General features: G+C 28.1%; 10 protein-coding genes and 1 tRNA gene. 2 read left to right on the top strand and 9 right to left on the bottom strand.

Annotated features, from left to right (window positions below; genetic code table 11):
• Window position 1: 1 nt before the first annotated feature.
• Complete coding sequence (locus L8W56_RS02520; protein WP_263659325.1) at window positions 2–2404, top strand: tetratricopeptide repeat protein; 2403 nt, start codon at window positions 2–4, stop codon at window positions 2402–2404.
• 102 nt (window positions 2405–2506) lie between these two features.
• Here L8W56_RS02520 and L8W56_RS02515 read toward each other — a convergent pair.
• The 7 genes from L8W56_RS02515 to secA form a co-directional block, all read right to left on the bottom strand.
• Window positions 2507–2581 (bottom strand) — tRNA-Asn (locus L8W56_RS02515).
• 67 nt (window positions 2582–2648) lie between these two features.
• Window positions 2649–3557: a radical SAM protein gene (locus L8W56_RS02510; RefSeq protein WP_263659324.1), complete on the bottom strand. Its 909-nt coding sequence runs from the start codon at window positions 3555–3557 to the stop codon at window positions 2649–2651.
• Complete coding sequence (gene hemE / locus L8W56_RS02505; RefSeq protein ID WP_263659323.1) at window positions 3554–4576, bottom strand: uroporphyrinogen decarboxylase; 1023 nt, start codon at window positions 4574–4576, stop codon at window positions 3554–3556. Before hemE ends, L8W56_RS02510 begins: the two co-directional genes overlap by 4 nt.
• A 14-nt stretch (window positions 4577–4590) precedes the next feature.
• Window positions 4591–5097, bottom strand: coding sequence for a YqhA family protein (locus tag L8W56_RS02500; RefSeq protein WP_087699510.1), 507 nt, complete (start codon window positions 5095–5097; stop codon window positions 4591–4593).
• Between the two features lie 11 nt (window positions 5098–5108).
• Entirely contained in the window at window positions 5109–6128 is a 1020-nt protein-coding gene (locus tag L8W56_RS02495; RefSeq protein WP_263659322.1) for an aspartate-semialdehyde dehydrogenase, read from the bottom strand.
• A 9-nt stretch (window positions 6129–6137) separates the two neighbouring features.
• Window positions 6138–7427 (bottom strand): sigma-54-dependent transcriptional regulator, encoded by a 1290-nt coding sequence (locus L8W56_RS02490; protein WP_263659321.1) that lies wholly within the window; start codon window positions 7425–7427, stop codon window positions 6138–6140.
• Between the two features lie 8 nt (window positions 7428–7435).
• The gene (gene secA / locus L8W56_RS02485) at window positions 7436–10027 is read right to left on the bottom strand and encodes a preprotein translocase subunit SecA (protein ID WP_263659320.1); all 2592 of its coding nucleotides are present in this window, start codon (window positions 10025–10027) and stop codon (window positions 7436–7438) included.
• A gap of 119 nt (window positions 10028–10146) precedes the next feature.
• On the opposite strand from secA, the gene lolA reads away from it, so the two are divergent.
• Window positions 10147–10653: a LolA-like outer membrane lipoprotein chaperone gene (lolA, locus tag L8W56_RS02480; protein ID WP_263659319.1), complete on the top strand. Its 507-nt coding sequence runs from the start codon at window positions 10147–10149 to the stop codon at window positions 10651–10653.
• On the opposite strand, the gene L8W56_RS02475 is transcribed toward lolA, so the two are convergent.
• Both L8W56_RS02475 and L8W56_RS02470 read right to left on the bottom strand, forming a co-directional pair.
• Window positions 10654–11304 carry a flagellar basal body-associated FliL family protein gene (locus tag L8W56_RS02475; RefSeq protein ID WP_263659318.1) on the bottom strand — a complete coding sequence of 217 codons (651 nt, stop codon included), beginning with the start codon at window positions 11302–11304 and terminating at the stop codon, window positions 10654–10656. It abuts the gene before it with no gap.
• Complete coding sequence (locus tag L8W56_RS02470; RefSeq protein ID WP_263659317.1) at window positions 11301–12647, bottom strand: ATP-dependent DNA helicase; 1347 nt, start codon at window positions 12645–12647, stop codon at window positions 11301–11303. The genes L8W56_RS02475 and L8W56_RS02470 overlap by 4 nt, the downstream gene beginning before the upstream one ends.
• Window positions 12648–12681 lie beyond the last annotated feature (34 nt).

The following is a 12681-nucleotide window of genomic DNA, read 5'->3' as shown; positions in this document are numbered from 1 at the left end:
CATGGCCGAAGAAGTAACACCTAAAGAACAAGATAATCAAGAAAAAGCTTTTTCAGAGATTGATGAAAATCCAGGAGTGGAAGAACAAACTATCCCTCCTGGCACAATACCTCCTGAATTAGAGGAAGAAGAAAGTACTTTTCAAAGAGTAGAGGAAGAACCTCAAGCATCACAACCTGAAGAAAAGAAAAAGCTTTTTGATAAAAAATTTCTTATTTTGATTTCAACACTTAGTGCTCTTGCTCTAATTTTATTTATTATTTTAGTTTTACTTCTTGTTTTTAAAGAAGATAAAAAAGTAATCACAAATAATCCAATTTTAGAAGATAATGTTAGTACAAGTATCACAAAGGTGAAACAATCTGCTTTAGATCTTGTAGTACAAAAGGCAAATTTATTATATGAAAAAGGTGATATAGAAAGTGCTTTAGAGCTTTATAATAATATTAATATTTTCAATCAATCTTTATCTAGTTATAATCTTGGTGTAGCTCAAATGAAACAAAAAGATTATATTAGTGCTGTTGAGAATTTCAAACAATCTTTAGAATTAGAAGAACACAAAGTTGCAGCAGCTATTAATATAGCTGTGTGTTATTTTAATCTAGGCGATAAAGAGAAATTTAAATATTATCTTGATTTAGCAAGAGTACATTTACCACAAGATTCTAAATCTTCTTTGTATGATTATTATCTAGGATTAATTAATTACTATCAAGGATTTTATCCAGAGGCTTTACAAATGTTCATGCGTTCAAGTAATATCAACAGCTATCAAGGGGAGTCTTATTACCTTGGGGCAAAAATTTACGCATTATTAAAATCTGACCAAAACGCCATTAATCTTTTGCAAAAGCAACAAGATTATGAAGCAAGCTTACCCTTAGGTTTATTATATGCAAAACTAGGAGAGTATAAAAAAGCTAAAGAATATCTTGAAAAAGCATCAAAAATAGAAAATCAAGCCATAAGAAGCAAAATGGCTCTAGCTTTAGTAGAATTAAAAACAGGTCAATTTGACAATGGTGCACAAATTTTAAAAACTTTATATGTAAAAGATAGAGCTATTGGCTCAAAATACTATAACATAAAAACAAGACTAAAAAGAAATTTTTCAAATATTGATATAGCGCAGCAACATTTTGCCAAAAGTTTAATCACAGGAAAACAACAAATTTATGATTTACTTTTTTATTTTTCACCTTATCGCGTTTTTGATATAAAACAAAGCATGGAACTCATCACAAAAGCTGATTTGGGAAATTTCATACAAGGGTATGAGTATGAAAATGAATTGCTTGTTAAAAGCAAAGCTTTATCAGGCGTTAATGTGGAATTATCTCATGCTATCAATCTAGCTTTTAATTTTCATCTAAGAGAAGCAAATCAAGAATTTAAAAATTTAAGTGAAATTTATCATGCTCACGATGTAATTCATTACAATCTTGCTTTAACTTATGCACAACTGCAAGATTATAATAATGCATATAAACATTTTTCAACTGCTTATCATTTAAATCCAAAAAATTATATTGCAGGTATTTTTGCCATATATTGCATGGATTTAGTAAAAAAAGATTATACCAAACTTGCTAATGAACTTTTGGAAAATTTACAAGCAGATAATAATATCGATCAAAATCATAATATCTATAAATATTTACTACATCTAGTTAAAAGTGACTTTACTGCTATGATTCCTTATTTAGACAACCTTTCAAATAGCAAAAATACTCCTTTAGAACTAATGTTTGCTATAGTAGCTGCTAATGGCAATAATCTTGAAATTTTAAGAAATCAAAAAATAAAAGAATTAAAAGATTTGCTCGGTGAGGATATTATTAGCAATATTTTATATTTTAATTCTAAAAACACAAATCTTGATATTAAAGAGTATGCCAAACAAGCACAAATGTATTTTTTAACAACCAAGCTTGATTATAATTCTTTATTTGGTGGAGCTGGTATAGTTAAAGACAGCTATGTGACACTTATGCAAATTACAGGCTTGTTAAATCATGTTAGAAATGACATAAAAAAAAGACTTGCTATGAGTAATAAAAATTCCATCGGACTGATTTTTGCTCTAGCTTATGTTGATATTTTTGCTAAAGAATACCAAGAAGCATATACGCTTTACAATATCTTAATAGATGATTATAAAATCAAAGATGCGCAAACTTTATTTTTAGCCGCAGTAGCAGCGATAGGTTCTAATAATCCAAATTCAGCCATAGCTTTACTAGAGCTTGCAAAATTAGAAAATGAAGAAACCTTAGAAGCAAGACTTGCACTAGGACTATTATATCATGAAGTCCAAAATTTAGAACCTGCTATGTTTCAATATGAAAAAGTAGGAAATAATTTTGAAAGTAAATTTTTTACTTTTGATATTAAAAATTAGTATTTTCATAAAATAAGAAAATACTAATTAACTATCAAAAAATATAATTATAAATTACAAATTAGATTATTATAAAATATACATGAAGTTAACTTTATGAAGTGGCTCCGGATGTAGGATTCGAACCTACGACCAATCGGTTAACAGCCGACTACTCTACCGCTGAGCTAATCCGGAACATCAATAAATAAGAAATGACATTATATAAGAAAAAAACTTTTTTGTCAAGATTTTTTATAAAAAATTACGCTTTTTTGTAAAATTTTACTCCTGCTAAATTTTCTACAACAATTTTTCGTTCTTTAATTAATTTTTCTAATATATCTTTACTATGCTGACTAAATTTGTTTTCTATGTCAAATTCACTTTGTGCTCTAAGCTGCAGCATCTTCAAGAGCTCTTGGATATTAAAATCAATTTTTTCACCTTTGTAATAATGTTTAGCAAGCACAACAGGCACACTAGTAATATACATACTTAATTCTTCCAACTTTTCCAAAGATATACCTTTAACAGGATACGCAGGCGGTCTATCTATAGTGCTAAAATCCACTCTTGATGGTCTTATCTTGTCAAATGCTTCATTTAAAGCCAACATCTCATCTTTGTTATCATTCAATCCCTTGACAATTAAAACTTCCATAACAAGCTCACCCAAAAATTTCTCTCTAAAGGCGATCATTTGTTCTATCATTGTTTCAAGTTTTATTTGCTTTAAAGCCCTATCAACTCTATAAAAAGTTTTTTCCATTGCACTATCAAGACTAAATTTAACTACATCAATATACATTAAAGTATCAAAAATATCCGAATTTAAAACTCCACTACCATTGCTTAAGATTAAGAGTTTTTTATCTTGTTTTATTTTATTTAACTCATAAACTAATTCTTTTAAATGAGGATATAAAGTAGGCTCACCATTTGCAGTTAATGTTAAAAAGTCAAATTGCACATTACTTTTCAATACACTTTGTACTTCATCGATAATATTTTTTATTTTAGGATAAATTAAAGATTTTTCCAAAGGTTTTGCAGCTTGTAATTCACAATAAACGCAGTCAAAATTACATTGTTTTTGATTTGGACTTAAATCAATTCCCAATGAAAGTCCAAATCTTCTTGAACTTATAGGCCCAAAAGTTATTTTACTCACTTTTTAGATTTCTCTTGAACTAGCTTGATAAAATATTTAGCATTATCAACAGGAATATCAGGTAAAATTCCATGTCCGAGATTAAAAATATGTGCACTATCTTGCATAATATTTAAAATTTTATCCACACCTTGTTCAATAGCTTTTTTATCATAGAGTCTGCAAGGCTCCATATTACCCTGCAAAGTATATTTAGTGCCTAGTTTTTCCTTAGCCAACTCTAAAGGGGTACTCCAATCTACTCCAAAGACATCAAAATTTCCATTTATATCATCTAAGAACCCACTTACCCCTTTAGGAAATAAAATCACAGGAATATGCGGATATTTTTCCTTTATAAAATCAGCAATTTCAAGCATATATTTAAAAGAAAACTCAAAAAACATTTCTTTTTCTAAAGCACTTGCCCAACTATCAAATATCTGTATAGCATTAGCACCTGCTCTAATTTGCTCTTGAATATAATACTTTAAAACAAAAGTAAGTTTAGATAAAATTTGATGTAAAAATTCAGGATTTTGATAGACTAATTTTTTACACTTTGCATAATTTTTACTACTACCACCCTCTATCATATAAGTAGCAATAGTCCAAGGACTTCCACAAAAACCAATCAAAGCTTTATCTTGTGTAAGTTTTTCTCTAGTAAATGCTAGTGCATCATAAACGTAAGAAAGATTTTTAATGCTTTTTTCAACATCTAATCTTTCCAATTCTTCTTTTGTTTTAATAGGATTTGAAAATATAGGGCCCTCGCCTTTTTCAAATTTTAAATCCATACCCATTTCTAAAGGTACTACCAAAATATCTGAAAAAATAATAGCTGCATCAACACCCAAAATATCTACTGGTTGTAAGGTAACTTCACTCGCTTTTTTATAATCTTTACAAAGTGATAAAAAATCTCCAGCACTTGCTCTAACCTGCATATATTCAGGTAAATATCTTCCTGCTTGGCGCATCATCCAAACTGGAGTATAAGGGGTTGACTTTTTAAAACATGCATCAATAAAAATCATTTTTATTCCTTATTTTAATGATCACTTTTGTGTAAAAAATAAAGTCCTATACAAAGAGCTAAAATAGAACCTGCAAGATAAGTCATATCCAAAACCGTATTTAGTTGCATTTGCAAAATTCTTTGGAAAAAATTTACGACTAAAACCATAATAATAACTTTTGCAAGCTTATCTTTTAGTTGATCTAAACTGTGCACTTCTAAAACTTTTGACTGTTTAGTTTGTTTAAATTCTTCTATTTCACTAATAAAAAGTTCATAAATTCCAAAAGAAAATATAAATAAAACTAAAGCCATTAAATATAAATCTACAGCCCCTATAATCAAACCAACAATATCCTCATGCAAATCTACCGTAGAATTAGGCAACATAAAATACTCAAATACATATTTTAAAACTTTAATCACATCATAACTTGCAATAAAAAATAAAACAAAAGCTCCTATAAGGCCAAAAATTACAGGCAAAATAGTGACTAAACGACTTTTAACTAATAAATTTTCAAAAAATCTTTCTAACATTTTTCTCCTTTTTAAACCAATTCTAGCCATTTTTGTGCAATACGCACTGCATTTGTAGCAGCTCCTACACGAATTTGATCAGCCACGCACCATAAGTGTAAAATATTTTTATGATTAATATCGCGTCTAATTCTTCCTACATAAGTTTCATTAGTATCGCTTGTAAAAAGTGGCATAGGATATTTTTTATTTTCTGCATCATCAATCACAACAACACTTGGTGCTTTAGAAAGTATCTCTCTAACCTTAGCAACATCAACATCTTTTTCAAAATGCATAGTAATAGCTTCACTATGACTTCTAAGCACAGGAACTCTTACGCAAGTTGCTGAAATTTCAAGTTTTTTATGCAATATTTTTTGCGTTTCATTTACCATTTTTAATTCTTCTTTAGTGTAGCCATTTTCACTAAAAACATCAATTTGAGGAATTAAATTTAAAGCTAAGGTATATGGAAAAGTTTTTGCCTCAAATTCATCTAATTTAAAAGCAAAAAAACTTTGCATTCCTTGAACTAATTCTTCCATACCTTCTTTACCTGCACCACTTGCTGCTTGATAAGTACTTACATCTACCCTTTTTAGATTAAATACATCATCAAGTGGTTTTAAAACATGTACCATTTGTATAGTAGAGCAATTTGGATTAGCAATAATTCCTGTTTTTTCCCAATCTTTAATATCTTCGCTATTGCATTCAGGAACTACCAAAGGAACATTTTCATCCATTCTAAAATGACTAGTATTATCAATCACTACAGCACCACACTCTACTGCGTATTTTGCATACTCAGCACTTATGTTTCCTCCGGCACTAAAAAAAGCAATATCTACAGGATTTTCTTTAAAAACATTTGGAGTTAATTCTTTTACTTTATAACTTTTTCCTCTAAATTCTACTTCACTACCTGCACTTTTTGCGCTTGCTAATGGTAAAATACTTTCAACCGGGAAATCAAGCTCATCTAAAACATTTAAAAGTTCTTCGCCAACCGCTCCTGTTGCACCTACAATGGCTATTTTTTTCATCATCCATCCTTTTTAAGTAATATTGTATTTTTTCATTTTTTCACTAAAAATTTTTTCACTCATCCCTATAAGCTTAGCTGCTTCTGCAATATCTTGCGAATTTTTTAAAGCTTCTAAAATCAATTCTTTTTCAAGATTTTTAATATCTTTACTTTTTCTACTTTCTAAAAATAAATCTTGAGCGCTAATCTCATCATTTTCACTTAAAATACAAGCTCTTTGTATAATAGAAATCAATTCTCTAATATTACCTGGAAAATCATAAGCTAGCAAAGCACCTTGTGCTTCTTGACTTAAAGTTTTTTCATTAAAATCGTATTCTTTACATGTATCAAGTAATACCTTTTGTGCAATTTGCAAAATTTCTTCTTGACGCTCTCTTAGTGGTGGTATATTAATAGGAATAGTATTAAGCCTATAATATAAATCTTGTCTGAATTCATTATCTGTAATCTTTTTTTCTATATGAGCATTAGTTGCACTAATAATTCTTACATCAATCTTTATACTTTTAGTACTTCCTAATCTTGTAATTTCTTTTTCTTGCAAGGCTCTTAATAATTTTGCTTGAATTTCATAAGGCATTTCACCTATTTCATCTAAAAACAAAGTGCCTTCATTAGCAAGCTCAAACAACCCTATTTTAGTAGTATTAGCATCGGTAAATGCACCTTTTTCAAAACCAAAAAGCTCACTTTCTATCAAATTTGATGGAATTGCTGCCATATTAATAGCCACAAAAGGTTTTTGTGCTCTTTTTGAATTTTTATGCACAAAATTTGCAAAAACTTCTTTACCTACCCCACTTTCTCCAAAAAAAAGCACACTTGCATCTGTCTTAGCAGCCTTAGTAGCCAATTTTAAACAATCTTCCAAAGCTTTAGAAGTGCCATAAAAATCTTGATTTTCTTCTTTTTTGATAATCTTTTTGTTTGTTTTTTTAGAAGTCTTTTCTTGAATTATTTTTGCGCGTTTTATCGCAGTTACTAAAGTATTAATATCAAATGGTTTTACTAGAAAATCTTTTACTCCAAGTCTTACTGCTTCTATGGCACGATTTAGCGTTGCATTACCTGTAATAATAATAAAATCATATTTATTCTCACAAGCTTGCACAAATTCAATACCATCCATACCCGGCATATTAATATCTGTAATAATCAAATCAACATCATCATTTAGTTTTTTTAAAGCTTCAGTTGCTGATTTATAAGATTTTATAGCAAATTCTTCATACTCACTCAAAGCAATTTCGAGTGATTTTCTCATATTTATATCATCTTCAACTATAACTAAATTCATTTCAAACCTTAAGCTAAAATACCCTTTTTAGGACCACTTTTACCATGACATTCTTTATATTTTTTACCACTACCGCAAGGACAAGGTGAATTTCTAGGTACTTTAGTAATTTGTGCTTCACCATTTTCATCAACACCACTTTCTGTGGTATTAGCTAAAAACTGCTCGTTTTGTTCGTGGCTTTTTTCTTCAAAATTTTGTGCTTCTTTTTGAGTGAAAACTACATTAAATAGTAATTTCAAACTATCAAATTTAACACGCTCAACAAGCTCCATGAAAAGATTATAACTTTCTTTTTTATATTCTACTAAAGGATCTTTTTGATTATAACTTCTTAAACCTATACCAGTTTTCAAAATATCCATTTGATATAAATGCTCTCTCCATAGATTATCCAAAATTTGAAGATATAGAATTCTTTCAATTCTTCTAGCTTCCTTATCTTCAATAATATTCATTTTATCTTTGTAAGCTTTTTCTAAAATTTCACTTAATTTATTTTCTGCTTCAATTACACCTAAATCTTTAAAATCAGCTTCGCTAAGCTCAAGATTACACTCATAATTTACTTTTTGCTTTAAGCTTTCAAAATGCTTAATATCATCTTCAAGTTCTGCATTTAGATAAATTTGGCTTACTAAGTGATTACTATACTCGGCAATATTTTTTAAAATTTTATCTTGCAAGTCAAATTCTTCATCTAACAATTCATTTCTATAATTATAAATAGTCTTTCTTTGTTCATTTGCCACATCATCATATTCAAGCAAATGTTTTCTGCTCTCAAAATGCAAGCTTTCAACTTTTTTTTGCGCATTCTCAACAGCTCTTGTAACAATACGACTTTCTATATGCTCACCCTCTTCTATACCCAATCTTTCCATGATATTTTTTATGCGATCACCACCAAAAATTCTCAAAAGATTATCCTCTAAACTTAAGTAAAATCTACTTACACCAGGATCACCTTGACGCCCTGCACGACCACGAAGTTGATTATCTATTCTTCTGCTTTCATGACGCTCAGTTCCTATAATATAAAGCCCGCCTAAAGCTCTTATTTCATCATCTATTTTTATATCAACCCCACGACCTGCCATATTAGTAGCTATAGTCACTGCACCTTTTTTACCTGCATCTTGGATAATCAAAGCTTCTTGCTCGTGATTTTTAGCATTAAGCACATGATGAGGAATGCGTTCTTTTACAAGCATATTATGAAATACTTCACTTCTTTCAATACTTGCAGTTCCCACTAAAACTGGCTGACCCTTTGCATTTGCTTTTTTTATCTCTTCAATAACTGCTTTAAATTTTTCTTCTTGAGTTTTATAAATCAAATCATCTTTATCTATTCTTACAATTGGTATATTTGTAGGTATAGAAACTACATCTAAATTATAAATTTGAGAAAATTCCGTTGCCTCAGTTTGTGCAGTACCTGTCATGCCTGCTAACTTTTTATACATTCTAAAATAATTTTGGAAAGTAATATCTGCTAAAGTTTGACTTTCTTCCTGAATTTTTACCCCTTCTTTAGCTTCTAATGCTTGGTGTAAACCATCACTAAAGCGTCTTCCTTCACTTAATCTTCCCGTGAATTCATCAACAATTACAACTTCTTTATCTCTTAATACATAATGCACATCTTTTTCAAATAAATTATGCGCTTTTAAAGCCTGATCAAGCTGATGGGCCAATATTGCATTATCTAAGCTATATAAATTTTCTACTCCAAATAATTTTTCAGCCTTAGAAATTCCAGCCTCTGTAATCATAATAGTTCTATTTTTCTCATCAACAACAAAATCACCACTTGGCAATTCTTGAGGAGTAGTAGCTGCTTGGCCTTTTTGCATTTGTTTTGCTACTTCATTTGCTTTAACATAGCCGTCTAAAGTTCTATTTGTAGGCCCACTTATAATAAGCGGAGTTCTTGCTTCATCTATTAAAATACTATCCACTTCATCAACTATAACAAAATTATGCTCTCTTTGTACTTTTTCAAGCTTTGAAAATTTCATGTTATCGCGTAAATAATCAAAGCCAAATTCATTATTTGTACCATAAGTTATATCACACTCATAAGCTTTTTTATGTGCCTCATCACTATTTTGTTCTGAAAGTATCACACCTACACTAAAACCTAAAAAATTATAAATAGCACTCATTTGCTCTGCATCTCTTTTAGCCAAATAATCATTTACGGTAACCACATGCACACCCTTACCACTCATAGCATTTAATACAACAGGTAAAGTTGCAACCAAGGTTTTACCTTCCCCAGTTTTCATTTCAGCAATTTTTCCATCATGTAAAACCATACCACCAATTAATTGCACATCAAAATGACGCATATTAAGAGTTCTTTTTCCTACTTCTCTAACTATCGCAAAAACATCATTCAATATTTGGTCTAAAGTTTGTTCTTCTTTTTGAATTTGTGTTTTAAATTCTATAAATACTTGTTTTAATTCATCATCGCTTAAATTTTGGTATTTTGATTCTAAAGCATTAATTTGTGCAACCCTCTTTAAATATTTTTTTACTTCTCGATCATTTTTTGTGCCAAATATTGCTTTAAATACACTAGAAAACATTTTTTTACCTTTAATTACAAAAATATATGCTAGATTATACCTTGAATTTAATTAGAACTATATAAAAAGTTTTGTTTGGATAAATTTTATATAATTTACAAAATTTTTAAAGGATAATTATGAGATATTTTATATTTTTAATGTTATTTGCTTGTAGTATTTTTGCTTTTGATATAAATTTTAAAAATTTTAGTAGTGATTTTGAACAAAAGGTGCAAAGCAATAATTCTTCACTAAATTATAAAGGAAATTTTATCATTACTCAAAATAAAGCCTTTTGGAATTATACTAAACCAAATAAAAAACAAATTTATATCAATCACAAAGAAGTTATTATCATAGAGCCTGAGTTAGAACAAGCTATTTATACTCAATTGCAAAATTTACCAAATCTTCAAGAAATTTTTAAAAATGCAAAATTAATATCTCATGAAAATTATGAAGCAAAATACGAAAATATCACATATAATATCAAACTAAAAAATGATAATCTTAGTAATATTTCTTATAAAGATGAGTTAGGAAACTTAGTTAGTATTTATTTTTATAATCAGAAATTTGATCAAAATATCAACGAAAATATTTTTATACCAAAAATCCCAAGCCATTTTGATATTATTCAATAATCAAAATGGTATTTCATTAAACAAATCTTGTTGTTCTTTACTTGGAGCTAACATTTGCATTTGAGTTTTTTCCATGGTTTTTAAAATCATATCCATAGCCTCTTTACTTGTGTTAGTATCTTGATTAAAACTTTTATTATCATCTTTATCATTGTTGTTTATTTGATCGGTATTTATATCTTTTGATTGAGTATTATTTTGATCCGTATTTTTTGCAACTTTGGAATTATCTTGAATTTCCTTTTGTTTGATAGTTTTTATTGTATTGTCATCTTTTTTTTCCAAATCATTTATAAAACGCTTAAATTCTTCCAAGTCAAACTTAGCTACCGAATTAATTTTTAAAATATAAATATTTTTAATTTGAGTTTTATATTTTTTATTACTAAATTTAAGCAAGGTTTCTTTAAAATTATTTTTACCAACTTCTGTAAACAAATCTTCATAAAAATAACTAGATACAATGGTATTTAAAGCATCTATAATTTTCTTTTGATCTAAATTTTCTCCTTCAAAATCTAAATTCATTTCAATTTTTTTTAAAGTATTGTTTCCAACCTTTGAATATAAATCAGTTCTAAAATTTTCTATACTCAAGGAACTAGCATGGATATTAAAAAACATTAAAAGCAAAACTATAATCCACTTCATATTATCTCCTCATCTTCTTCTAAATCTATAAATTTTTCTTGTAAATAAAATTTTTTCACTTCTTTATCGGTTTTTAAAATTCTTAAAAAATAATCCTCAAAAGGCATTTTATAATTATATATGATTTTTAAATTACAAGGATTAATGGCCCTTGATAAACATACATATAATTGTCCTTTTTCAAAAATTCCATCAATATCACATATAAGCTTATCTATACTCATACCTTGAGATTTATGGATTGTTATAGCATAAGCTAGTTTTATAGGAAATTGAACAAATTTAGCTTTTATCTTAACTTCTAGTTTTTCATCTTTGTCTAACTCATACTCTTCTAAGGTATATTCATATGGTTTTAATTTCAATCTTTCACCATTATTTTTCTCTATCAGAATATATTCTTGCTCTTTATCTTTTATAAAATCTAAAATAATTCCTTGTTCTCCATTGTAATAATTTTCCTCTTTATTATTTACACAAAAAATAATCTTAGAACCTATTTTTAATTTTAACTCCTCTAAAGAATTTAATCCTTTAATCCACTGCTCATAAATTTTATCATCTAAAGTATAATCTAATTTTTCCATTCTTGATTTAAATATTTTTTCTTTACCTTGCAAAAGATTTAATTTTTTAGCATTTATACAATTAGCTTTTTTATTTGTAGCACACAATAGGGTATATTCGTCCATATACTCAAGCAAATCTTTTGGATAAATTAACATTTTTTTAAAAAAACTTAGTATTTCTTGATTTACTTTGCCAATTCTAAGAAAAAATAAATATTCATAAAATTGTTTATCTAAAGTTCTTTTAGTAATACTAAGCTTTAAATTGACAAATTTTAAATCATTCCAAGCTTGAGAAGAAAAAGCATATAGAGTATTTTGAAATAAAGTGTTTTGATTCTCTTTGTAGTTTATTACAGGTGGAAGTTGAAAAAAATCACCGACTAATAAAATTTTACCACTAAAGTCACTTCTTGTTAATCTATAATAAATCATTTCCATCAAAGATGCACTTATCATAGAAATTTCATCAATAATTAATAAATCACATTGTTTTAAAATTCTTTTTAATTTTTCTAACTTATTTCTTTGTTTTCGATCTTCATAATACAATTCATCATAATTTTGACATCTTTTAAAGGCAAAAAAACCATGTAAAGTAACTCCTCCTATATTAAATGCACTTAATCCAGTAGAACCTAATACAACAACAATTCTACCTTGTTTTCTATATAATTTAACAAGTTCTGTAGTTAAGAATGATTTACCAACTCCAGCAGAACCACTTAGAAATATATTATTATCTTTTAAGAAAAAATCTAACTTATTTAACATCATCCTAATATTATATTATAATCTACTAAAACTC

This window comes from Campylobacter sp. IFREMER_LSEM_CL1085 (assembly GCF_025772235.1).
GTDB classification, from domain to species: domain Bacteria; phylum Campylobacterota; class Campylobacteria; order Campylobacterales; family Campylobacteraceae; genus Campylobacter_D; species Campylobacter_D lari_D.
The sequence above is the reverse complement of the archived record's forward strand: the minus strand, read 5'-3'. Positions and strand labels throughout refer to the sequence as shown.

Excerpts from the sequence above, each read along its gene's own strand:
- L8W56_RS02475 (WP_263659318.1), bottom strand. The coding sequence starts at position 11,304 with ATGAAGTGGATTATAGTTTTGCTTTTAATGTTTTTTAATATCCATGCT.
- lolA (WP_263659319.1), top strand. The coding sequence starts at position 10,147 with ATGAGATATTTTATATTTTTAATGTTATTTGCTTGTAGTATTTTTGCT.
- L8W56_RS02490 (WP_263659321.1), bottom strand. The coding sequence starts at position 7,427 with ATGAATTTAGTTATAGTTGAAGATGATATAAATATGAGAAAATCACTC.
- L8W56_RS02500 (WP_087699510.1), bottom strand. The coding sequence starts at position 5,097 with ATGTTAGAAAGATTTTTTGAAAATTTATTAGTTAAAAGTCGTTTAGTC.
- L8W56_RS02470 (WP_263659317.1), bottom strand. The coding sequence starts at position 12,647 with ATGTTAAATAAGTTAGATTTTTTCTTAAAAGATAATAATATATTTCTA.
- hemE (WP_263659323.1), bottom strand. The coding sequence starts at position 4,576 with ATGATTTTTATTGATGCATGTTTTAAAAAGTCAACCCCTTATACTCCA.
- L8W56_RS02520 (WP_263659325.1), top strand. The coding sequence starts at position 2 with ATGGCCGAAGAAGTAACACCTAAAGAACAAGATAATCAAGAAAAAGCT.
- L8W56_RS02495 (WP_263659322.1), bottom strand. The coding sequence starts at position 6,128 with ATGATGAAAAAAATAGCCATTGTAGGTGCAACAGGAGCGGTTGGCGAA.
- secA (WP_263659320.1), bottom strand. The coding sequence starts at position 10,027 with ATGTTTTCTAGTGTATTTAAAGCAATATTTGGCACAAAAAATGATCGA.